The following is a 21,897-nucleotide window of genomic DNA, read 5'->3' as shown; positions in this document are numbered from 1 at the left end:
TTGATGGGCATGCACCGGACTGAAGTCGTCGTGACCGGACTCGGCGCGATCACACCACTCGGTGGAGACGTGGAGTCCACCTGGAAAGCCCTGCTTGCCGGCAAGTCGGGCATCCGCGGCGGCGTCCTGCGCGGCCACGAGGATGCTGGCCTTCCCGACACCGTCGCGGGGACGATGGCGATCGACCCCGCCGAGTCGCTGCTGCCGGTGCAGGCCAGGCGGCTCGACCGCTCGCAGCAGGCAGCCTTCACCGCGGCGGCCGAAGCCTGGGCCGATGCCGGTGCCCCGCGGGTCGACCCGGACCGGCTCGCATCAGCGATCGGCACGGGCATCGGGGGCGTACGGACGCTGCTGAAGGAAGACGACGTACTGGAGGCGGCCGGGACGCGGCGCGTCTCGCCACGCACGGTACCGATGCTCATGCCCAATGCGGCGGCGGCGCTGATCAGTATCGAATACGGCGCACGGGCCGGGGTCTACACGCCTGTCTCGGCGTGCTCTTCCGGTGCCGAGGCGATCGCCCTGGGGGCCAGGCTCATCCGTGCCGGCGAGGCGGACGTGGTCATCGCGGGCGGGACCGAGGCCGCGATCACCCCGATCACCGTCGCCGGCTTCGTCCAGGCACAAGCACTGTCGCGGTACACCGCCGAACCCGCTTCAGCGTCCCGGCCGTTCGCCGCGGACCGCAGCGGATTCGTCCTCAGTGAAGGCGCCGCTGTCGTGGTGCTCGAAAGCGCTGAGCATGCCAGCGCCCGGTGTGCGCGCGTCCACGCGGTGCTCGCGGGAGCCGGCATCGCCGCCGACGCACACCACATCACGGCACCCGCTCCCGACGGTTCCGGTCAGGTCTCCGCCATGCGGAAGGCCCTTGCACAAGCCGGTTTGGCTCCCGAGCAGATCAGCCACATCAACGCCCACGCCACCGGAACCCCGGTCGGCGACGTCGCCGAGGCGCACGCGATCGGGGAGGTCTTCGGCCGCGCTACCGTGACAGCCCCCAAGGCGGCACTCGGTCATCTCTTTGGCGCGGCTGGTGCGATCGAGGCGCTCATCGCCGTCCTCAGTGTGGAGCACGGCGTCATCCCGCCGACCCGCAACCTCACCGCGGCCGGCGTCGGGCCCGACATCGATCTCGATGTCGTCGCAGAGCGACGAGACGTCCCCCAGGAGGCCGTGCTCAGCAATTCCTTCGGCTTCGGCGGACAGAACGTCTCACTCATCGTCACCGGCGCACGGCACCACGCGTCCCGTACGGTCTCGACGACACCATGAACCACGCGAACGCACCATTGTCCGTGGAGGGTCGCCGCCGATTGATCGAACGTTGCAAGACTCGTCCGATCGCGCATGTTGCCGCAGAGATGGGGATTTCCCGAGCAACGGCGTCGAAGTGGGTGAACCGGCACCGGCGACACGGCGAACTCGGGTTGGTTGATCGAAGCTCGGCGCCGCACCATCAGCCGAGTGCGACACCAGTCGACGTGGTCACACGCATTGAGGAGATGCGGCGTGCCCACAAGTGGTCGGCCACTCGCATCGCCCACGAGCTCGCCGTCGACGGGATTGTGATCTCGCGCCGCACGGTCACCCGCCACCTGGCCGCCCTCGGTCTGAACCGGCGGAAGTTCATCGACCCCAACGGCAAGACCAACCGAGAGCTGCGGACGATCACTGCTCGACGGCCCGGCCACATGGTGCACGTGGACGTGAAGAAGGCCGGCCGGATCCCCGACGGTGGTGGCTGGCGTATCCACGGTCGCGGAAGTCAACAAGCAAAGGCAGTCGAGCGCCGCAAGGGCAAGAGCGAGCGCGGCGGCTACGTGTACCTCCATTCCGCCATCGACGGGCACTCCAGGCTCGCCTACACCGAAGAGCTCCCCGACGAGAAGGCGGCCACTGCCGTCGCGTTCCTCCACCCGGCGCGAGTCTGGTTCGCTGCCCACGGCATCACCCACATCGAGCGAGTCGTGACCGACAACGGTGTCTGCTACCGCGCTGACGCATTCGCTCGGGCCCTGCTCGGGTCACGCCACCAGCGGATCACCCCGTACACGCCTCGACACAACGGGAAGGTGGAGAGATACAACCCATCCTTGCCGAGGAGTTCTTCTACGCCCGCGCCTGGGCATCCGAAAACCAGCGTCGAGAAGCGCTCGCGATCTGGAACATCCACTACAACTTCCACCGCCCCCACAGCGCCGCTGATGGAGAACCTCCTGCGTGGCGGCTACGCCAGGGCGTCAGTAATGTCCTGGCCTCCTACAGCTAACCTGCTCTCATGCCGGAGAAGGTGCCCAATGCGATCAAGCGTGTGAGTAAGCAGGACCTCGTGGGACTGAGTTCGAAGAGCGAGCGCCTCAACCTCGGCAGGGGGCGTGAGCCTGGATGGCTTGATCAGTACCTGACGCACGATGCGACGGGTTCTCTGCGAGCGATCCTTCTTGAGCGTCCTCCCAAGCTCTGTTATCGCTGCCTCGTCCTGATCAAGCGGGCCGATCGGGAAGTCGAGCACTTCCTGCTCGACGTGCTGCCGGAGGACTTCGACCGGCTTGAGGAGATCACTGGCGAGGCTCTGCTGACCTTCACCCGTTGGGAGTTGATGGAGATTCCGTTGAGTCCCCTTCCTGCGGAGTAGCAGGTTCAATCGACCCGCAGGTTCAGGTGGTGCCCCGTGGGGTCCAGCCTGGTGGCGACCGCCAGTGGTTGCCAGAGGCGTATCGGCTCCAGGTGCCTCCGGCCTCGGAGCCAGCTTGGCCGTGGTCACCCGGTGGTAGCTCAGAGCCTCCGCGACGACCGGGGCAGGCATCTCCAGCACGTGCTGCCGGATCGCAGCGGTGCGGCCGGCGGTGGTGGGGATGCCGATGTCGTTGAGGAGGGCCGCAAGGACGTCGGGGTGGAGCGGTTGCCCGGCTCGGTGGCCCGGGAACAGCCACCGGCAGGCGTGGTTGGTCGCGGTGTTCATGTTGTCCCGGCTGTCGATCCAGCGGGACAGGAGTTCCGCGAGCGGTTCGGGAACAGGAGAAGGAGTCCCTGTGGGGATGAAGCACTACCCCGCCGAGTTCAAGGCGGACGCGGTCGCGTTGTACCGGTCCCGTCCAGGAGCGACGATCAAGTCGGTCGCCACCGACCTTGGAGTGAACACCGAGACGCTGCGGAACTGGATCCGGGCCGCTGACGGACGCCGGTCCGGCGCTCACTCCACACCTGCGACGGCGTCGCGGCCTGAGGGTGACGGGGTTCAGGCGGAGCTGGCCGTCGCGAGGAAGAGGATCTGCGAGCTGGAGGAGGAGCGGGACATCCTCCGCAAGGCAGCCCGGTATTTCGCGGGAGAGACGCGCTGGTGAGGAGCCGTCAATCAACTACTGCCTGTTTTGATCTTGTTGTCGTGGTCGTTGATCACCTTTTGCGGAGCTTCGAGTGTGCGTGGTGGATGCGTCTGTGGGGTGAGTGTGGGGGTGAGGTCGGTTCCTGCGAAGGCCAGCAGTGGCCTGCTCGTCATGGCGTGGTAGCTCAGCGTGTTGCGGTCGTGTCCGAGGATCTTGCCCATCAGGGTCAGGGTGACGGTGTTGCGGCTTCTGAGTACGGCGACCAGGACGCGGTGGTGGTCGAGGATGCCGAATCCGGGGTTGCGGCCGCGCCGGTCCCGCCCTTCGCTCTGGCGCTGGGCCTCGGCCAGGATCTGGCGGCACGGTTCGAGTTGGAGCACGAGCTGGTCGAACTCCTCGCGTGTCAGGCCGGTCAGGACGGGGTGGGTGAGGAGGAAAGTCGCCTCGGCTGGGATCGGCGGCGGTGCTGGCTCGGGTGCGGACCGGGCATGCCTGCTCGGTGGCGCGATCGGCGCCACCAAGGCACTCGCCGGCATCCTGGCCAACCTCCAGCATCGAGACCTGCTGTCGAAGGAGCATTTCGTCGACGGCGGATATCTCTCCGTCGCACTCAAGCAGCAAGTCGCCCGCGAACACGGTGTTGGCCTGGTCGGACCGATCCGGGCCAGGAGCACCCGCCAGTCCCGCAAGGGCACCGTCTTCCACCGTGAAGCTTTCAACATCGACTGGGACGCAAAGCAGGTCACCTGCCCACAGGGCAAGGTGAGCCGCCGGTGGTCGACGCCACCCTCCCTCGCGCCCTACGCCAACGTCGAGTTCTCCCCAGATGACTGCCGCCAGTGCCCGGTGAAGACCGCCTGCACCCGCACCGACGCCCGGAAGGTGTCCTTCCTGCCGCGCGATCTCTACGACATCCAGTCCGAGGCCCGGACTGAGCAGCAGACCCAGGAGTGGCTGTCGCGGTACTCGCTGCGGGCTGCCATCGAGAGCACGATCGGCGAGTTCGTCAACGGCCACGGCATGCGCCAATGCCGCTACCGCAGCCAGGACAAGGCTCACGTCCAGCACGTCCTGACCGCCATCGCGATCAACCTCGAACGCATCAGTACCCACCTGCCGCCAGCACCACCTCGGCAGCCCCGGAACCCAACCGCTCTCCAGGACTTCCTCGACTGGCAGCACATCCCGCGACCCCGGTCCTGGCGCGTTGCCACCCACCCCGCAGACTGACTTGATCACTCGGTGGTGCCCACCACCTTGCCCCGGAACCTGCCAAAGCCGATTCCGGCGAAGGACCAGCCTCCAACCTGCGGCCGGGAGCGTGACCTCAGCTCATCTGGTCTCCGTGATCACTGGACAGGCCAGCTGCAGCCGCCCAGAAGAAGACGTGCCCGCACGTGGGGGATGGCATTCGCGAGCGTTCGGCGAGGACGATCAGCGCACGGCGCAGTTCCGTGCCCAGTCGGATGAGCTGGAGGCTGTACTGCCCACCCCTGTAGGCGTACAGCCGGAAGACCTTGACGGCCAGTTCGTCGCGGCCGTCGGCGAAGGTGTCCGGGAGTCCGGCGAGCAGTTCGAAGTCGCGTTTACCGGTCGCCGCGTCAGCCACCGCGCTCAGAGGTAGGACGTCAAGTTCTGCGGCAGATACGGAAGTGTCGATCGCGACGGCATGGGCGGCCAAGGCCGCAAATACCTCGATCAGCCGCTCGCCTTCCACGATGTTGATGCCCCAGGCTCCCAGGTGCTCGTGGCGGCGGGCCTGGCGCCACGCCTCCTGGTCCACCACAGGCAGCAGGACACGGCCCAGGTGCGCGCAGCGACGCCACAGCAGGTCGTGATCGGAGGCCACGGTCGATCCTCCTTAGGTGAGTGGAACACATGGGGCTGAGGACCAGGCCGACCGCCGCAGGCCCTCCAGCTTCCCACTACGCGCAATGCACGTACAGACCGGAAACCAAGATCCCCGACAGCGTCAGGTACTGAGTGGCTGGGGGTCACGTGCGCTGCCCGGCGCAGCCTGCGGTGGTTCAGGAGCGCGGGATGAGCTCGGGCATGGATGAGGCGGCGGTTCTCGGCCATGTCACAGCGTCGGGGCCTCGGTCGTGGCCTGCGTGACCGTCCTCTGCCCTGTGCGCCGCACGGACGCGGTCCAGAAGGGTGGTGAGAGCTGGAGGCTCAAACGTCGCCCGTGCCTTGTCGGTCAGTTCATGGAGGATTGCGCTCAGGCCGGCGCATCCGAAGGTGCGGTGGGCGTAGTCGATCGCCGCCAGCACCAGGTCCTGGCACGCGGTCATGCCGGCGGCAACGGTGCTCAGGGCGTTCCGGGTGAGGTCGTGGCCGTCCAGTACGAGCCGGCTGCAATCGCAGAACTCCTGGCGCTTGACCAGGGCGATGGGCACCTCCTCGGGGGAGGAAGTCCGCGACGGCGTCGGCAGCGACGAAGCCGAAGTCGACCGCGAGCTGGAACGCCTGATGGCAGGTGGCCGGGTGGGTGGCGAACTCGCGGGTCAGCGGGGCGTGGGGGTGGGTGACGACAGGCGGCCGCACAGGGCGGCGGCGAGGGCGGCGAGAGGACGGCATGCAGCCTTCAACAGCTCGATGCGCGGGCCGGTATCCGCCGGATCGTCCACTTGCAGTACTGCAAAAGTTCCGCGCCTTTCATTGAACAGCTTTGGATGGGCCGCCTCCGGCCCGGGAAGGAGGGTCCCAAGGCTCTGACCCAGTGCACCGTCGACCCCACCCGTCACCAGGTCTGACGCCCCGCCGCATCGCCCCCCATAGGACTGGCAGCCCTGGGAGCTGCCCGGCTCGGGCGCGTGACGGAACGGGCAGCATATGAGGGGTGGGGGAGGGTGGTGGTTCTCGTGCAGTCCGAGGTACTTCGAGCGTTCCGGTTCACGCTGGACCCGACGTCTGCTCCCGGATAGCAACGGATCTGAGCCCTGACGCACGAATCCCGCCCCAGCGAGCGTGTCGCGGGGCGGGCGTCGCGCGTCAGGGCTCAGGCAGGGGTGATGTTCTCCGCCTGAGGGCCCTTCTGGCCCTGGGTGATGTCGAAGTTCACCCTCTGACCTTCCTGGAGCTCACGGAAACCCTGAGCGGCGATGTTCGAGTAGTGGGCGAAGACGTCCGGGCCGCCGCCGTCCTGCTCAATAAAGCCGAAGCCCTTTTCCGCGTTGAACCACTTGACGGTTCCGCTGGCCATTTTGTCCTCCAAGGGGACTCGAAGCCGGCCCCGCACCGTGTGGGGCCGGAGGTGATCGCCCTGGCCCTCGATGACTCTGAACAGCAGGGCCGCCCGTAGGCGACGGGTACTTCGGAGCCATGACAGCTGGCCCTGACGCTACACCGGCCCCTCCGCCCTCACCGCGAGAACGCACAGGCGGAAAGGAGCACGAATCCTCCGTTCGGCGGTGTGACCCTGACCAGCAGCGGGTTACCACGGGAGCGTTGAGCGCCCGGACCCTGGCTCCCGCAGCGTAGGCCTGACCAGGACTTGGAATCGGTGCCATGGATCACCTCGAACAGGTCAAGCACATCCTTGCCATCGACGCGCTTCATCGCCTGCCGGGAGATGCGGTACCGCAGCCACCAGCCCCAGGCTGTCCACAGCACTGCCATCACACCAAGTACGAGGAGCACCGGACAGGGCGCGCCTTCCAGCAGTCCCGGAAATTGCTGCACAGTCGAGGAGCTTTGGACCTCCGCCTCAGCCCTCTTCCGCTGGGTCGAGGTCGAAGACCATCTGGTCGGGCCGCTCCAGCCGATCCGCCCCGACTGCGACCGACCCCCAGGAACGTCAGAAGCTTCAGGAGCAGGCCCGCCACCTGCTGGAACAGAGCAAGCAGCAGGGGCAGAATGCCGGTGCGAACAGGTCCAAGGGCGCTGGCGGCGGCAGGGGGCAGCAGCCGCCCGAATGACGCACGGCCACTTAACCTTGATCCACCGAGGTGGTTTGAGAGTGGTCTTTTGATCGGCTTGGGGTCGGGTGGTCGGGTGAGGGCAGGTTGTTTCCGCTGGTCTGCCCAGCATTTCCACGGTTCGGTTCCGGTCGGGCCCTTGCGGGCGGGGTGGGCAGGGGCTGTTCGTATCAGCCGGCCGGTCCGTGGGCCGTGGAGAACAGGTGTGTCCAGGCGTGCTGCCAGGGCCAGTTGTGCGGTAGGTGCAGTGTGATGCGGCGGGCGGAGTGGGCGATCCGGGCCGGAACATGGACCAGGTGGGTGCGGATCGTGGCGGTGGTGGCCCTGGCGTGGAAGGCGGAGGCTTGTGCGCCGGTGGCCCGCAGCAGGTTGTAGGTCATCGCCCACAGGGTGAGCCATGCTGCGTTGGCGTGGAAGTGTGCGGAGGGCAGGTGGGCCAGGGCGGAGGCTTTGCTGTCGGCGATGACCTGCTCGATGACCGCGTGGTGGCGGTGTTCGCGTTCGGCCTGGAGGGTTTGTGCAGGCTGGTCGGTGAAGAACGGGTGGTAGCGCCAGACGGGAAACAACTCGCCCTGCTCACCCACAATGGCGGGTTTGGCCAGGTCACGGACCCGGCGCACGATCAGCCGCGCGGTGACCCGCTCCGCTTTCGTGCGGCTGGCGAAGGCGGTGTAGGCGGGTATCTCGGCGACTTCGGCGTCCGAGACGAGCTCACCGGTTGCAGGATCGGGCACCGCGGTCGGGTATGTGATCTGCTGCCAGGCCTGGTCGGGAATGCCGAGGACGGCCCGTTTGATGGAGGGGTTCAACCCGCAGGTAATCGAGAAGTGGGCTCCGGCCCGGCGGCAGGCCGAGATCACCCCGGCGTTGTAGAACTGCGAGTCCGCTCGCAGGATCCGGGTGCCGGTGCAGCCCGCCTCGACGGCGGTGGACAGCGCCTCACTGACGAACTTCGGGGCCCCACGGGAATCGGCTGCCTTGCCGCGGCGCATCCGTACTGTGGCGATCACCGGCCGCGCGTGCGGGGTGCAGATCGTGGCGAGCAGGGGGTGCAGGGTGCGGATGCCCTTGAACCGGCCGTACTCGGCACCCTGCTTGGCCCGGCCGTAGACCCGCTTGTGGGTGGAGTCGATATCAATGAACGCCTTGTCGCCGGCACCGGGCAGCAGCGGGGCGTGCGCGGCCAGTTGACCGAGGAACCTGCGGTGGACAGCGTGGAGTTGGAGTGCGTGACCGTGGGTGAACGAACGGAGGAAGGTGCCCAGCGTGGACGGCGCACGGGCCCCCGGAACAGGGCCGGCATCGCGCCGTGCCGCAGGATATGGAGGTCGTCGATACTGTCCGCGCCCGCCGCCATGCCGGCCACGATGCTGCTGACCTTGACGTCCGCCGACGCACCCGCGCCGTTCCTCGTCCCGCTCAGCTTCACCTTCTGCGCCACCAGGCCCGACAGCCCGCACCGTTCGGCCAGCCGCATCACCGGAACCAGCCCGGCATGCGCGACCAGATTCGGGTCATCGAACGCAGCGGAGACCGCCGCTGGAGTATGGGAAACTTGCATCTCGGAAGTGCCTTGCCGATCGTGCGTGCTGGAAGCCTCAAGAACTCCCATCATCGCAGGTCACAAGGCACTTCCTTGTTTCTCGAAGAGTCATCCACAGCCATCAGATCGGTGGATCAAGGCTTAATGAGCGCCCACGCGCCCAAGTTCGCCGAAGAGAGGCAGACTGGCGAGACCAGATACGTTGAGCAGGTCTCCAGGTGCCAGGCAACCGCACATGCGACCCGGGAAGCGACCCTCGGGCCAGCGTCGCGTTCTTCCAGGGCAGGCTTGTGAAGTAGTACCCCTCGATCTGCACGGACGTCGTCCCGCTTGGCCGAGGAAGAGGCAGCGCGCTTCCGCCGCTACGGCCCGACTATCGGCCAGACACCGGAACGACCAGCAGTTCGCCCGCCGCTGATAGTGGCCTCTCGCCGAGGAGACGTAGCACCAAGGTTGTCTTCCTGATCCCGCTTGTTCGCCGCGGCGACCTTCCCGCCCACTTTCAGCGCAGACCCACGCCTTGATGCCGGGAAGAGGCGCCGAGTCATGTGCTGGTGGGCCCCGGTGGCACGGAGGTGACACCGGCCACCTGCCCGTTGGTCACCGACGTCACCAGGCACCCCCGCATCCAACGCGGCGGAAGGCCCGCACGCCAGAGGCGGACTCCCGACTCACCCCGGTACAGCGAGGGCACGCGCCGCCGGACACTCGATTCCGCCCCCTTCCCCGAAGGGGGCGGAATTGCTGCCCGGTCACGGTCAGCCGCTAACAGATGCGCAGTCCGGACAGCAGCAGCTAACCACCTTGCACCGGTGCGTCCCAAAAGCCGCTCGGCCACACGGGTGTACGGCGCTTGGAACGTCGCCTCGAACTGCCCAGAGGGCACTTCCGCGCGGAGGTCATCGTGATGCGAACGGCGGGGTCGGTGATGGGTGTCGGATCTCGGTGCTCAGAGCCGGGGTGAGGAGCGCCATGTGGCACGATCTGCTGTCTGTTCAGGTCCCTATCGCGGAGAAGGTGCTGCGTACTGTTGGTGTCTACGCACTCATCGTGATTCTGTTCCGGTTGAGTGGCAAGCGCGGCCTGGCAAACCTGAACACCTTCGACTTCGTTGTGATCTTCCTGCTGTCCAACGTCGTCCAGAACGCAGTCATCGGCAACGACAACAGCCTGCTCGGTGGCGCGATCGGCGCCACCACCCTGGTCGCGGTTAACGCGGCACTGAACCGGTGGCTGGCCGTCAACGAGCGTGCCGTACGCCTGGTGGAGGGAAAGCCGACAACAATCATCGAGGACGGCCGACTGCTCACGGGTGCGCTCAGGCACCTGGCGCTGCGCCCCACAGAAGTCGAGCACGCAGTGCGTCTGCAGAACGGCGACGACATCAGCATGGTCGCCGTGGGGCGCCTTGAGCCGGACGGCCAATTGGTGATCGTGCTCAAGCCGTCCGAACAGAACGCCACCCGCGCGGACGTCCAAAGGCTGGAGACACGCCTCGAGGCGATCGAGAACCTCCTGGCATCGCCGGCCACTGATCCTGGTCACCATCCGACCGAATCGTGAGACCAGGTCTCCTCCCCACACCAGTACAGGCCATCTGCAATTCCATCGCCACCTTCAGCAACCACAACGAGATCCGCCTCGGCGCTTGCCCCTTTCCTGTCGTGAGAGCGCGCTCGGCCAGCACATAGCCGGAACGAGCGAGGCAAGTGCGCGGGGCTGGAGTTCAGTGAGCGTCTACGGCGAGCACTGCATCGATCTCTTGGAGGAACGGCTCCAGGTCACCTGGGTTGCGCGAGGTTATGAGGGTCCATCCGCGGGAGTCGTCCTTGATGACCGGCTCGTCGGCCCGTTCGCCACCGGCATTGCCGATGTCTGTCCTCAACGAGGGGTAGGAAGTGAGCCTCTTGCCTTCGATGACACCCGCCTCGACCAAGGCCCAGGGGCCGTGGCAGATGGCCGCTACGGGGCGACCGGTGGACGTGAAGGAGCGGACGATCTCCGTCGTTGAACCCTGCTGGCGCAGTGCGTCGGCGTTCAACGTGCCACCCGGCACGAGCAGGAGGTCGTAATCGGCCGGGTCGACGTCGCTCAGAGCAAGTTCGGGGCGGATGGTCTTTCCGGGAGCCTTGTCGCCGACCAGGGTCTGAACGTCGCCCGCCGACACGGCAGCGACGTCCACATCGGCGCCCCAGCCCCGCAGGTGTTCGAGGGGCACCAGGAGTTCGTCCTGTTCGACGCCGTAGTTCGTGACGATTGCCAGCACCTTCCGCATGCTCAGGTCGTTGTCAGACATTCCCAGGTCCTCTCGGGTTGGAACGGTCCGCCGGGAGTGTTTTGCTGTCGTGGGTTCCCCGTAATCTTTGCACTTATGTGGTCCCTGTCAGGCCTCCCGGATCGGAACCTGAGCCGGGCCGGAGTCCGACCGCAGCGGTGATTATCACGGAGCTGCGTGGAGACTCGGCGCCGAAGACCGCGCCGTGCGGGTCGTACAACAGGGGCGTGCGTTGATCACCCTCTACGGCCTGGCCGAGGGTTCCGCCACCGTGCATGCTCGCCCAGCAAGGGGCACCGACAGTGCAGCTGGCCAGTTCCGTGACCTCTGCCGGTGGCCTGTCGGGCCGGGGCGGGCTGCGCGTGGAAACCATGGCGTTGCCTTGCGAGGTGGACGCGACCCTTTTGCCAGCATGCTCGTTCGGCGCCTCTGGCGGCGAGCGTACAGCGGGCGGCCGAAGCGGGAAGCCACTGTGTTGTTCCTCCGCCCATGCGCTGAGCAGGCATAAGAGGCCTCGCCTCGGAGAGAGCGTTCTCCGTCCTCCGTGTCGCGGCCGGACAGGGGCCGACACTCCCACTCTGGCGCCGAGAGTAACCGGGGGAGACGGATCGCCCCGCAGGACGGCACGGTCAGCACCAGAGGAGACACCATTCAGGGCTGAAGTGGTATGTGTCATGTCCGCATCGCATCGCAGCTAATCGACGTCGACGACATCTGGCCAGGTCAAAGACACATCACGCCTGCCGGCTGGAGCAAGAAGCGTGAGCGTCAGTACGAGCAGGTGAACGTCAGTACGAGCACAGGAGGGTGCCGAGGAAAGAGGTGAGTCCACAAAGTGAGCGAAGGAAATTGCCGCGCGCACGGTGGAGCAGGGGCGCTCGGCGAGTCGAAGACCTCCAGAAAGGTCTCCGCTCAAAACAGGAAGTCCGCCTCACAACGTGGAGGCGAACAGTCCCACAGCGGATCGCAAGGACCGACGAAGGATCAGCTGTACGAGGAGGCGAAGAATCGCAACATCGACGGCCGCTCCTCGATGAACAAGCAGCTTCGGAACGCCCTGGGCCGCTGATACGTCATTGCGTGGTTCAGCCGGCGCCGGGCAGCTTTACGTGGACGGTGCCGTCGCTGTCCACGCTCACCTGGAAGGACGGCTGCGGTGCGGTGGCCGGCCCGCGTACGTTCGCTCCGTCCGACAGCCGGAAGACACTGCCGTGCCAGGGGCATTCCACGCAGCCGTCGGCAATCTTCCCGTCCGACAGGGGCCCTGACAGGTGGCTGCACCGCTCCGCGAGGACATGAATGCGGCCGCCCGGCTGACGGAACACCAGCAACGGCACCTCGCCCAACTCCCGCCGCACGGCCTCGCCGACTGGGAAGTCCTCCACTCTGCCGACCGGGTGCCACCCCTCTTCCAACAGATGCGGGACCGCTGCCGTCTTGTTGGCGCCTGCGGCCTGGCGATAGGCGAGGTGGCCACCAAGCATCCCGCCGGTGCCGGCCATACACAGCCCCGCAAAGCCCAGCGCCTTGCCCAATGCCGTATGTCCACGGCCGCGATGCACCCAGGATCCCGCGTAGAGTCCGATGGTCGCGGCGATCGACGTCGCGTGCACCAGTCCGGTACGCATCTGTTCCTCGTGCTGCTCAGCCCAGTCCACCCAGCCGGCCAATGCGGCCGGCGCGGCCCCCAGGAGGCCCACACCCACCAAGATGCGGGCACTGCGCCGGGTGCCGGGCACGACGTCCAGCACTGCGGCGGAAAACCACGCGCCCATCGGAACCTGCACCAGCGCGGGATGCAGGGGATGGCCGATCGGCAGACCGTGCAGCACATCGCGGTAGCGCCCCAGAGGCACGCCGCGCACCAACCGCCGCACGGGGCTGATCACCACATCAAGTTTCTTCAGGCGGCCCAGCGCGTCGAGGGACCTCAGAAAGAGGTCCTCGGTGCGGACGGCCGCCACTTTCACCGTGCCGATGCTTGGAGCGAGAACCGCGAATTTCGTATACCCCGCTGAAAGCCGCATGATGAGCGGTTTGCCATGTGCGGCCGATTCCCAAACAGGCGTCGGCTCCGTTCCACTCTGGTGGCTGCAGGAGTCTCGGGCGGGATCTGCTCGCTAAAGCCAGGTGGTTCTCGACGACGGAAGCGTGTCCCCGTAAGCACTGGCCGTCGCCAGTGTGTTCTGAGCGTCGGCGGGTACCCGAAAGAACATGTCCGTTGCAAAGATAAGTGTCCTCGTTCTGGACTGCGCGGAGCCCGAAGCCTGGCGGAGTTCTACGCGTCACTGCGCACTGCTCGATGCAGAAATTCAGGTGGTGAGCGATCCTGATTTTGTAGAAATTATCGGCAATAAGGCGTGCACCTGGCAATCCGCCGGGACCACGGCTACGACGCTCCCGCCGGCCGCGGCCGGATGGCGCCCGGCAGGCGCATCTTCGGATACTCGTCGCACACGGTGATCTGGACGAGGCGGAACGAGAAGGGGTGAGCCTCGGGGCAATGCCGATGGAGGCGAAGGTCGGCGGTGCGCTGCGCGGCGTTCGCTTTCGCCGATCTCGCCGGGCACTCCTTCTCCCTCGCGGTGCCCCCACGGAACGAGCCGACGGACCGAGGAGAGGAAGGACCATGAAGCTGCCGGAGACCCGGGGTGAGGTGTCTGCCGCTCTGATCGAGGCGCTCGGCCGGGAACCGGGTCGGCGCAGCCTGCCGGACACGTCCCTGGTAGCGGGTGCCGACCCGTACGGCGATGACCTGCAGCTCGCCCTGTACCTCTGCTACGAGTTGCACTACCGCGGCTTCGACGGTGTGGACGGCGCCTGGGAGTGGGATCCGGAACTGCTCAGGGTGCGTGCCGCGCTGGACCGGGAGTTCATGGCGGCTTTGCGCGCTGACGTGCCGGTGGCCGAGGACGTCGGTATGGCGCTGGACGAACTCGTTCTGGAGCCGGTGGACGGCGACGGCGTGTCGTACTTCCTGCGGGACGAGGGCGAGCTGTGGCATCTGCGCGAGTACGCCGCACACCGCTCGCTTTACCACCTCAAGGAGGCCGATCCGCACGTGTGGGTGATCCCGCGCCTGACGGGCCGGGCCAAGGCGGGAATGGCGGCTGTGGAGTACGACGAATTCGGAGCGGGACGGGCGGAGCGGGTCCACTCGAAGCTGTTCGCCGATCTGATGGCGGACCTTCAGTTGGACACCTCGTATGGGCGCTACCTCGACGCCGGCTCTCGGCAGATGCTCGCGACCGTCAACCTCATGTCACTCTTTGGACTCCACCGCTCACACCGTGGTGCGCTGGTCGGTCACTTCGCCTCGGTGGAGACCACATCGCCACCAGGGTCGCGGCGCCTCGCTCAGGCGTTGGAGCGGGCCGGTGCCGGGCCTGCGGCCATCCGCTTCTACGCGGAGCATGTGGAGGCCGACGCCGTGCATGAGCAGCTGGTACGGCATGAGGTCGTCGCCGGTCTGCTCCAGGAGGAGCCGGATCTGGCACAGGACGTCGCCTTCGGTATCGGGGCCACCGGATGGTTGGAAGACCGGTTCGGGGAGCAGTTGCTCCGCGCATGGCGGGGTGGCGAGTCCTCACTCCGTGTGCCGCTCTGAGGCCGGCGGCGGGGCTTTCTTCGGCCTCTTCCGGCCGCGGTGGCTCGTGTCGCACCAAGGGAAGATGTGGCTCCGCCGACAGGTACACAGTGCGACGACAGGCCGGTCCGAGCGGGCAATGGTGCCGTCCTCCTGGACCACTTCGACCGGCCCCTCCACGAGCATGGGTCCGCCCGGCTCCTGCATGACGCGCCGTGCAGCTGCCCGAGGTGCGGTCTCCGGTTCAGTACGGCCGTTCTGCACGGATCACCACCAGTTCCTCTTTCTCCTGGCCGGACTCGATCAGGCCCTGGGTCTCCAGCCAGCCGGCCCGTTCTCGCAGGACAGGCCCGAAGGGAACGAACCGGCGGTCGGTCACAGCCACGTCCAATCCGGCTTCAGCCAGCCGCGCCAGCGTCATCGCTGGGTTACTCAGCGCGGAGTGGACCGCAAGCAGCACACCTCCAGGGCGCAGCAGAGCGGGGACCTTGACACAGAGCCGGTCGAGCACCGCCCGGCCGTCGATCCCCGCCTCCCAGGCCCGAGCAATACCGCGACGCGGCATGCGGACGTTCGCGGACGGTACGTACGGCGGGTTCGCCAGCACCAGGTCGAACCTCAAGCCGGTCACAGGCTCCGTCAAGTCGCCCCGGCTGGCCCGGATCACCCGCGCATACCCGGACAGCAGCGCGTTCAGTCGTGTCGTGAGCACCGCCGCGGCCGAAGTGTCGATGGCGGTCACGTGGGCGGCGCCGTAGCAGGCGGCGGCGATCGCCACTGCGCCGGTACCGGTACCCACGTCGAGTACCTCCGCTCCGGGTGACAGATGTTCGCGCCGCAGAGCGGATATCAACATGGCTGTGTCTTCCTGCGGCGCGTAGACACCCGGAGGCTTGAGGAACTTCAATGTCGCGACCGACCTTCAGAGATCACCCAGGGCGGGCAGCCTCCCAGTTCGTACGCCCGGACGACATCGCGGATTCCATCCCGTGCGGTGACAACGTCGGCACCTTTGTCGAGGCGGTGCGTGCCTACGCCGCGGCGGCCTTCACGGAGATCGCCCTGGTTCAGGTCGGCGGTGACCATCAGCAGCCCTTCCTCGACTGGGCGGAGAAGACCCCGCCCGCCCACCACGTGCTCGTTGAGGTTCTCGCCGAAGCCGGGACAGAGTCATGCCCCTGGCACAGCTGCTGCATCGTCACGGCCTTCTGAGCAACAACCGCAGGGTGGTATCGCACGGTGGGCCGCGTCACGACACCACTCGGCTCCGGGGGGTAACCCCGAGTCGATACGGCGGCACTTTCCTCAAGGGGAGGCAGGATGAAAACCAGGTGAGGCAATCAGCCTCGGCGACCCGGCGATGCAATCGCCCGAAACCGCCGAACCTCAGCGAACTTTCACCGAGCAACGAAACCTGACGCCCGGTGCCGGCCCGCAAGGCCAGCACCAAGCCGCGCCCCGCCGACCGTGAAACCTCACAATGCAGGTCCTACCGTCCGGACTTCTTCAGCCGCTCAGCTGCCCTTGCCGCGGTCTCCTGGGCCTTGCCCGTCAATTCCTCGCCGCGGCCCTCTGCCTGCATGCCCTTGTTGTCCGTAGCACCGCCGGCGGTTTCCTTCAGCTTGCCCTTGACTTGCTTGGCCTTCGCCTTCGCCTTACCCATGACGTTTGTGCCCTTCACTGGGGGATGACGTATCCACCTTGCGCCGATCACTCTGAGGCCGCAATCGGTGAGGTGTCGCGCTCACGCCGCGTCTGGCTGGGTCTGGGGTTCGCTGGGGCCTGGTACGGACGGCAGCTGCGGGTCGTGTGGCACCGGATCCGGCCCACTGGGGATTGGCCCGGACCCTGCGTGTGGCCGGGGTTATCGGGGGGCGGGCCGGTGCCCGAACAGATGCCACCTGCTCCGGTGGCCGCCGTCGGGGGCGACAGGGCGGTCGTCGTGGGGTCGGTCGCTTCCCCGCGCAGGTGCAGTCTCCGCGCGGTCGGTCTGGTGGCGACCGATTGCGTCGTTGTGATCTGCGGCCGGCTCGCGGCCGGGCTGTCCAGGGGCCCGACGCGAGGTTCTGGAATGGTGGGATGGGCGGCGTGCAGCGGCGATGAGCAGGCTCAGCCCCAGGAGGGCCAGGGCTCCGACGACGATGCCGTAGAGGAATAGCGTGCCGGTGGAACCGGTCACGTGGTAACCGAATACGGAGAAGCCGTCGGTGAGCTGGTGTGCGCTGCCGGCGTTGGTGAGAACGCCGGCCACGGCGACGACTACCGCGGCGATCAGGATGATGAGTCCCAAGATGACGATCATGGCGTGCTCCGAGAATTTGCGGCGTACAACCACGCTAAGTCCGCAGAAGCCAGGGAGCGTCAGACCTTGACGTCAGGCTCGGCGAGAAGGAGGTTGCGCGCTCCGCACCACCGCGTCACTTTCGGATCTTGGTGGTGTCGCGAGATTGGCGTCGGCTCGGCGGCTCGCCAGGGACGGCGCCGTTCGGGGTCGGTGGGTTCAGTCGGAGTCGGTGCGCGGTTCCTGCGGGTCGACCCCTGTGGATGCGGAGGCGTCCCGGGTGCCGCTGGGGCGTTGGGACCGGCCCCTGGGGCCGGTGTCGTGCATGCCGCTCTCGCCGGATTTCCCGGCGCGTTCCTGACCCGGGCGATGTGTGCTCTTGACTGTGTTGCCGGGGACTTCCTCGGTTTCCTCCTTGGAGACCTTCCTGCCAGGGCCGGGCTTCGGCGCGTACTCATCGGGATGGAAGGACCGGTGCGCGCTGTCGTTGGCCTCCTGATGGGTCTCGTCCACATCCGACGCCCAGCCGTGCTGGTGGGCGCCCTTGTGGCGGCTCGGTTCCTCGCCGTGCGAGGGCTGGGACGACCTCTCGTTTTTCGGCATGACCGGGCTTCCTTTCGAGTCTCCGCGACCGCGCGGATGCGGCGCAGTAGCCGACTCCAAGCATAACTAAATAGAAAAATTCGGGCATTTGTTGCGCACGGGGATGCGCTTATCAGCCGAGATCGTAGTAGGGCTTTGTTAGGTACCCCAAGTGATCCTCGTTGGATAGATTGTGATCTTCTTTCAGTTGTGACTCCTGAGGAGATGGAAGAGGTCCGTCCGCGTCTGGAGGCGTTCGCGGCCGAGATGCTGGGCTCGTTGGCGCGTCGGGACCAGCGGGCCAAGGGTGAGTTGTACCTGCGCGGGCTGATGCTGGACGGCAAGCGCAAGTCGATGCAGCCGATGGCCGAGCGCCTGGGCGTGGACCACCAGCAGCTCCAGCAGTTCGTGTCCTCCTCCACCTGGGACTACGCCAAGGTCCGTGAGCGGCTGGCCCGTTGGGCCGCGGCGCACATCTCGCCCGAGGCGTACGCGATTGACGATGTCGGCTTCCCCAAGGACGGCTACGACTCGCCAGGGGTGGCGCGGATGTACTGCGGCGCGCTGGGCAAGCGGGGCAACTGCCAGATCGGGGTCAGTGTGAACCTGGTCAGCGACCGCGCCTCCTCGGCCGTCGACTGGCGTCTGTTCCTGCCCGAGGGCTGGGACGACACCAAACATACCGAGGACGCGCTGCTGGCTTCGGCGATCCGCCGGCGCCGCGCCAAGGCCGGCATCCCCGAGACTGCTCGCCACCGGGAGAAGTGGCGCCTGGCCCTGGACATGCTCGACGAGGTTCGCGGGGACTGGGAGTTGCCGGGCCTGCCGGTCGTCGCCGATGCCGGATACGGCGACGCCACGGGCTTTCGAGAGGGTCTGACCGAACGAGGCCTGACCTACGCGGTCGCGGTCAAGGCCACCACGACCGCGCACCCGGGCGACGCCACGCCCGAGCGTCCGCCGTACTCCGGGCAGGGCCGCCCTCCCGTGTCCGCCTACCCCCAGCCGCACACCACCCTGCGCGTGCTGGCCCTGGCCGCCGGGCAAGCGGCCACCCGCACCGTTACCTGGCGTCAGGGCAGCAAGGCCACCAAGCACAACCCACGGGCCGAGATGCGCTCGCAATTCCTGGCCCTACGGGTCCGCCCGGCCAACCGGTCCATCCGCCGCGCCGCCGACGGCTCCCTGCCCGAATGCTGGCTGCTCGTCGAGTGGCCTCCCGACTCTGCCGAGCCCACCGACTACTGGCTCTCGACGCTGCCCGCCGACATTCCACTGCGCGAGCTGGTGCGAATCGCCAAGATCCGCTGGAGAGTTGAACACGACTACCGCGAGCTCAAGGACGGCCTCGGCCTGGACCACTTCGAGGGCCGCAACTACCTCGGCTGGCACCGCCACGTCACCCTCGCCTCCCTCGCCCAGGCCTTCTGCACCCTGCTCAGACTCGACCCAAAAGCCCCTGCGCCGGCCTGACCCTCTACGCGGTCCTCCGCGAACTCCAGGCCCTCCTGGCCACCTGGACCGGCGCCTGCTCGATATGCGGCCAACCCGCACCAACCCCCGAACCCCACCACAGGACCTAACAAAGCCCTAGTAGGAGCTCTTAGCGAAACAGTAAGAAGCTGCGGACGGAGATCGGCCGGTAGATTTACTGCGCCCCACCGAGTAGTCGACTTGTGTCCCAGCACAGCGGCTGGCCCATTCCTGCTTCCGCTTGCCCCTCATGTGCGCCAGCTCGCCTGGCTGCGCCTCGCTGAGCGGTGGTCACCCAACTCGTGTGCAGGTAGGAGGCCGCACAGATCGGCACGGTGGCGGTACCCCGGTAGCAAAGCAGGCGCAAGTCTTGGCGATCATGGAGCTGCGACGCTCTGTGATCACCGGGGAGACCTGTGCCTGTACTGCCATCATCGCTGACCGAACCATTCTGGAACCAATTCATCGCCCTGTTGCCTGAGCGATCGGCCTACGCGCCGACGCATCCGCTGGGCTGACACCGCCCACGCATCAGCGACCGGGTCGTCTTCGACAAGATGCTGCAGCCCCTGCGATTCGGCTGTTCCTGCCAGGCGATTGCGGACACGACCTGCTCGGCCACCACTATCCGCAACCGCCGTGACGAGTGGATCCGGCTCGGCGTCTTTGCCGAACTCAAGCAGATCACGTTGGAGTCCTACGACCGGATCGTCGGCCTCGTCCTCGACCAGATCGCCGTCGACGGCTGCATCACCAAAGCTCCCGGCGACGGTGAAGCCGCAGGCCGCTCACCGATAGATTGCGGCAACAAGGATCCGGCGGACGCCGCATCTGAGTTAGAGGTCGCAGATAGGCGCGGTGGGGAGCCCAGCGCGAGGCAGACACAGGTCCTGGGCGACCACGCAGTTGTCACGCTCTGTGATTTCCCGGTGTCTACCGCGAAACGGAGTGGCTGTACGCCTGGCCGACAAGCTGTAGAGGCTCCCGGGCTTTCTCAGTGGACGTTAAGTCCGGCTGGGAGTTCCCCTTGCCTTCGGGCCTGCGGTTGTGGCCGGCGACGTGATTGCACCACCATGGGCAGCACATATCCCCGAAGCGAGGGTTGGCTCCGCTCACGCTGGACTCTGCGCGAGGACAACCGACACATCTGTGGTGAGGCGCTGACAAGTGCGTTGCGCGACGAAGCGTCCCGCAGATGGTTCACTTCCTCGACGTAACCAATCTCCTGCGAGAGTGCCGCCATCCCACCATGCCGGTCGTGCGACATTGGAGATCTTGCTGCGCGTCGATGACACACCATGTCGGGTGATAGAAGTGCTGCTGGCGCACGTGCAGCCAGCAGGTCTCGGGGACGATTTCGCTGCCTGGGTGCGTCGGAGATGGCAAGGCTGTGACCGCCGTGGTGTCGGTGGCGTCGGGGTGCCGCGTGTCGTCCATTGAGTGCACAGTCGTGGCGGTGCCTGGCATCGACGACCGGAACGTGATCGGCTGGACACTCGAGTGAGAGCTCGGTTCGTGATCGGCTGGGAACCTGGCGGGACTCGGTACCTGACGGGTGGTCGATCTCGTCGAAGGAGCGGAGCGTGAGCATGGCCGTTCAGCATCGTGGGGTCCCGGACATCGTCGTCGTGGGCGCAGGTCTCGCAGGTCTCGTCTGTGCTGCGGACCTGTGCCGGGCGGGACGGCGCGTGGCTCTGTTGGAAGCGTCCGACGGTGTTGGCGGCCGGATGCGCACGGACCGACGGGACGGGTTCCTGCTGGATCGCGGATTTCAGGTGTTCAACACGTCCTATCCACAGGTGAAGCGGCGCTTGAATCTGCGGGATCTGCGACTGCGGCCCTTTACACCGGGCATCGTCAGCCGTACTCCGACCGGGCTGGTCCGCCTCGTCGACCCGACCAGGCGGCCGGGGGCGGCCGGAGGCCTGCGGCCGGGACGAGTCCTTTCGGCCCGTGACCTCGCCGCGCTGACGGCGCTCACCGCACGCGACACACTGTTGCCCGCCGGTGCTCTCAAGCGGCGGCCGGACCGCCCCACCTCAGCCGCCCTCTCCCTGGCAGGGTTGTCGGCCGCGGCGGTCGAGGAGTTCCTGCGGCCGTTCCTGTCCGGGGTCTTTCTTGAGGACCGGCTTGAGACCTCCGCCCGCTTCTTTCACTTGGTCTGGCGGAGCATGGCCCGCGGAACGTCCTGCCTCCCGGCCGACGGCATGGGTGCGGTACCCGCTCAGCTTGCCAGCGGTCTTCCCGACGGCGCCTTGCAACTGGAGACGCCCGTCACCGCGGTCACCGGCTTCGGAGTGCTTCTGGCGGACGGCCGCGAACTGTCTGCGCCGACCGTCGTGGTGGCGACGGACGCGTCCGCAGCTGCGCGTTTGCTGCCGGAGCTGACGGTCCCGGACGGGCGCACGGTCACCACCTATTACCACGCCACCGGGACGACGCCGTTGGCGGAACCGACCCTGGTGGTGGACAGCACCGGAGCAGTGCTGAACACCTGTGTTCTCACCCAGGCAGCCCCAACCTACGCGCCGCCCGGCACCGCGCTCGTCTCGACTTCCGTATTGGGCAAGGACCCGCCCGAGAGGGAAAGCGCCGTACTCCGGCGTCTCGCCCAGCTGTACAACACGGACACGAGCGCCTGGCAGCGGGTCGCCACGTACACCGTTGAAGGGGCGCTGCCCGCGATGCGACCGCCCTGGCCACTGAGCCGGACGTCCCGCTACGGCCCGGGCCGGTACGTATGCGGGGACCACCGGGCCACCGGATCGGTGCAAGGCGCGATGGCTTCGGGCACACGTGCCGCCCGGGAGGTGCTGGCCGACCTGGGGTGCGGGTGACCGTGCAATGCCCGTGTCCTGTGCACACACGGGTGGACGGTGAGCCGAAGGAATGCCATCAATCTGTCCCTGAG

The 21,897-nt window shown here is 67.0% G+C and carries 21 protein-coding genes and 6 pseudogenes; 13 read left to right on the top strand and 14 right to left on the bottom strand.

All coding sequences use genetic code 11. The features are described from left to right. Window positions 1-9: 9 nt before the first annotated feature. The 4 genes and pseudogenes from OG609_RS07205 (at window position 10) to OG609_RS07190 (ending at window position 3,344) form a co-directional block, all read left to right on the top strand. Window positions 10-1,272, top strand: coding sequence for a beta-ketoacyl-[acyl-carrier-protein] synthase family protein (locus OG609_RS07205; RefSeq protein WP_327272019.1), 1,263 nt, complete (start codon window positions 10-12; stop codon window positions 1,270-1,272). Beyond that, window positions 1,269-2,269, top strand: a pseudogene (locus tag OG609_RS07200) (IS481 family transposase). The gene OG609_RS07205 and the pseudogene OG609_RS07200 overlap by 4 nt, the downstream one beginning before the upstream one ends. Before the next feature lie 9 nt (window positions 2,270-2,278). Further along, a complete protein-coding gene (locus tag OG609_RS07195) occupies window positions 2,279-2,635 on the top strand; it encodes a hypothetical protein (RefSeq protein ID WP_327272018.1) in 357 nt (118 codons plus the stop codon). Window positions 2,636-3,038: 403 nt separating this feature from the next. Beyond that, a complete protein-coding gene (locus tag OG609_RS07190) occupies window positions 3,039-3,344 on the top strand; it encodes a transposase (protein ID WP_327272017.1) in 306 nt (101 codons plus the stop codon). A gap of 11 nt (window positions 3,345-3,355) precedes the next feature. Here OG609_RS07190 and OG609_RS07185 read toward each other — a convergent pair whose 3' ends face one another. Further along, window positions 3,356-3,706: a hypothetical protein gene (locus OG609_RS07185; RefSeq protein WP_327272016.1), complete on the bottom strand. Its 351-nt coding sequence runs from the start codon at window positions 3,704-3,706 to the stop codon at window positions 3,356-3,358. Window positions 3,707-3,752: 46 nt separating this feature from the next. Between OG609_RS07185 and OG609_RS07180 the strand changes: the two genes are divergently transcribed. Continuing rightward, a complete protein-coding gene (locus OG609_RS07180) occupies window positions 3,753-4,556 on the top strand; it encodes a transposase (protein ID WP_327272015.1) in 804 nt (267 codons plus the stop codon). A 97-nt stretch (window positions 4,557-4,653) separates the two neighbouring features. Here the strand turns inward: OG609_RS07180 and OG609_RS07175 are convergent, their stop codons facing one another. The 4 genes from OG609_RS07175 to OG609_RS07160 form a co-directional block, all read right to left on the bottom strand. Further along, entirely contained in the window at window positions 4,654-5,175 is a 522-nt protein-coding gene (locus tag OG609_RS07175; protein ID WP_327272014.1) for a hypothetical protein, read from the bottom strand. A gap of 178 nt (window positions 5,176-5,353) precedes the next feature. Further along, window positions 5,354-5,725: a hypothetical protein gene (locus tag OG609_RS07170; RefSeq protein ID WP_327272013.1), complete on the bottom strand. Its 372-nt coding sequence runs from the start codon at window positions 5,723-5,725 to the stop codon at window positions 5,354-5,356. Window positions 5,726-6,327: 602 nt separating this feature from the next. Further along, complete coding sequence (locus OG609_RS07165) at window positions 6,328-6,531, bottom strand: cold-shock protein (protein ID WP_267009397.1); 204 nt, start codon at window positions 6,529-6,531, stop codon at window positions 6,328-6,330. Window positions 6,532-6,689: 158 nt separating this feature from the next. Then, window positions 6,690-7,010, bottom strand: coding sequence for a hypothetical protein (locus OG609_RS07160; RefSeq protein WP_327272012.1), 321 nt, complete (start codon window positions 7,008-7,010; stop codon window positions 6,690-6,692). Here OG609_RS07160 and OG609_RS07155 point away from each other — a divergent pair. After that, on the top strand, window positions 6,929-7,246 hold the full coding sequence (locus tag OG609_RS07155; RefSeq protein WP_327277964.1) for a DUF6381 family protein: 318 nt from the start codon (window positions 6,929-6,931) through the stop codon (window positions 7,244-7,246). The two genes, OG609_RS07160 and OG609_RS07155, sit on opposite strands and share 82 nt — an antisense overlap. A gap of 170 nt (window positions 7,247-7,416) precedes the next feature. Here OG609_RS07155 and OG609_RS07150 read toward each other — a convergent pair. After that, window positions 7,417-8,807: pseudogene (locus OG609_RS07150) on the bottom strand (IS1380 family transposase). A 954-nt stretch (window positions 8,808-9,761) separates the two neighbouring features. On the opposite strand from OG609_RS07150, the gene OG609_RS07145 reads away from it, so the two are divergent. Then, window positions 9,762-10,352 (top strand): DUF421 domain-containing protein, encoded by a 591-nt coding sequence (locus OG609_RS07145; protein WP_327272011.1) that lies wholly within the window; start codon window positions 9,762-9,764, stop codon window positions 10,350-10,352. Between the two features lie 163 nt (window positions 10,353-10,515). Here OG609_RS07145 and OG609_RS07140 read toward each other — a convergent pair whose 3' ends face one another. Further along, window positions 10,516-11,085 carry a DJ-1/PfpI/YhbO family deglycase/protease gene (locus tag OG609_RS07140; RefSeq protein ID WP_327272010.1) on the bottom strand — a complete coding sequence of 190 codons (570 nt, stop codon included), beginning with the start codon at window positions 11,083-11,085 and terminating at the stop codon, window positions 10,516-10,518. Between the two features lie 646 nt (window positions 11,086-11,731). Here OG609_RS07140 and OG609_RS07135 point away from each other — a divergent pair. Further along, window positions 11,732-12,133: pseudogene (locus OG609_RS07135) on the top strand (plasmid stabilization protein). Window positions 12,134-12,149: 16 nt separating this feature from the next. Here OG609_RS07135 and OG609_RS07130 read toward each other — a convergent pair. Beyond that, window positions 12,150-13,091: a Rieske (2Fe-2S) protein gene (locus OG609_RS07130; protein ID WP_327272009.1), complete on the bottom strand. Its 942-nt coding sequence runs from the start codon at window positions 13,089-13,091 to the stop codon at window positions 12,150-12,152. Window positions 13,092-13,693: 602 nt separating this feature from the next. Between OG609_RS07130 and OG609_RS07125 the strand changes: the two genes are divergently transcribed. After that, window positions 13,694-14,671 carry an iron-containing redox enzyme family protein gene (locus OG609_RS07125; protein WP_327272008.1) on the top strand — a complete coding sequence of 326 codons (978 nt, stop codon included), beginning with the start codon at window positions 13,694-13,696 and terminating at the stop codon, window positions 14,669-14,671. Here the strand turns inward: OG609_RS07125 and OG609_RS07120 are convergent. Both OG609_RS07120 and OG609_RS07115 read right to left on the bottom strand, forming a co-directional pair. Then, window positions 14,651-14,836 carry a CDGSH iron-sulfur domain-containing protein gene (locus OG609_RS07120; protein ID WP_327272007.1) on the bottom strand — a complete coding sequence of 62 codons (186 nt, stop codon included), beginning with the start codon at window positions 14,834-14,836 and terminating at the stop codon, window positions 14,651-14,653. The genes OG609_RS07125 and OG609_RS07120 overlap by 21 nt on opposite strands. 58 nt (window positions 14,837-14,894) lie before the next feature. Then, window positions 14,895-15,557, bottom strand: a complete 663-nt coding sequence (locus OG609_RS07115; protein WP_327272006.1) for a HemK2/MTQ2 family protein methyltransferase — start codon at window positions 15,555-15,557, stop codon at window positions 14,895-14,897. 38 nt (window positions 15,558-15,595) lie between these two features. On the opposite strand from OG609_RS07115, the pseudogene OG609_RS07110 reads away from it, so the two are divergent. After that, window positions 15,596-15,766, top strand: a pseudogene (locus tag OG609_RS07110) (LLM class F420-dependent oxidoreductase); the annotation flags it as partial. A gap of 6 nt (window positions 15,767-15,772) precedes the next feature. Here OG609_RS07110 and OG609_RS07105 read toward each other — a convergent pair. The 4 genes and pseudogenes from OG609_RS07105 to OG609_RS07090 form a co-directional block, all read right to left on the bottom strand. Next, a pseudogene (locus tag OG609_RS07105) lies at window positions 15,773-15,903 on the bottom strand (LLM class F420-dependent oxidoreductase); the annotation flags it as partial. A 236-nt stretch (window positions 15,904-16,139) separates the two neighbouring features. Continuing rightward, a complete protein-coding gene (locus tag OG609_RS07100) occupies window positions 16,140-16,313 on the bottom strand; it encodes a CsbD family protein (protein ID WP_327272005.1) in 174 nt (57 codons plus the stop codon). A gap of 201 nt (window positions 16,314-16,514) precedes the next feature. After that, a complete protein-coding gene (locus OG609_RS07095) occupies window positions 16,515-16,952 on the bottom strand; it encodes a hypothetical protein (protein WP_327272004.1) in 438 nt (145 codons plus the stop codon). A gap of 198 nt (window positions 16,953-17,150) precedes the next feature. Continuing rightward, the gene (locus OG609_RS07090; protein WP_327272003.1) at window positions 17,151-17,534 is read right to left on the bottom strand and encodes a hypothetical protein; all 384 of its coding nucleotides are present in this window, start codon (window positions 17,532-17,534) and stop codon (window positions 17,151-17,153) included. 189 nt (window positions 17,535-17,723) lie between these two features. Between OG609_RS07090 and OG609_RS07085 the strand changes: the two genes are divergently transcribed. The 3 genes and pseudogenes from OG609_RS07085 to OG609_RS07075 all read left to right on the top strand — a co-directional run bounded on the left by OG609_RS07085 (window position 17,724) and on the right by OG609_RS07075 (window position 21,823). After that, window positions 17,724-18,986 carry an IS701 family transposase gene (locus OG609_RS07085; protein WP_442817924.1) on the top strand — a complete coding sequence of 421 codons (1,263 nt, stop codon included), beginning with the start codon at window positions 17,724-17,726 and terminating at the stop codon, window positions 18,984-18,986. A 416-nt stretch (window positions 18,987-19,402) separates the two neighbouring features. Beyond that, window positions 19,403-19,798, top strand: a pseudogene (locus OG609_RS07080) (transposase); the annotation flags it as partial. Window positions 19,799-20,575: 777 nt separating this feature from the next. Next, window positions 20,576-21,823: an NAD(P)/FAD-dependent oxidoreductase gene (locus OG609_RS07075; protein ID WP_327277963.1), complete on the top strand. Its 1,248-nt coding sequence runs from the start codon at window positions 20,576-20,578 to the stop codon at window positions 21,821-21,823. The last annotated feature ends 74 nt before the right edge of the window (window positions 21,824-21,897 follow it).

Origin of the sequence: Streptomyces sp. NBC_01224 (assembly GCF_036002945.1) — a bacterium.
Classification (GTDB): Bacteria; Actinomycetota; Actinomycetes; order Streptomycetales; family Streptomycetaceae; genus Streptomyces.
Note: the sequence above shows the minus strand (reverse complement) of the source record. Positions and strands in the feature narration are given on the sequence as shown.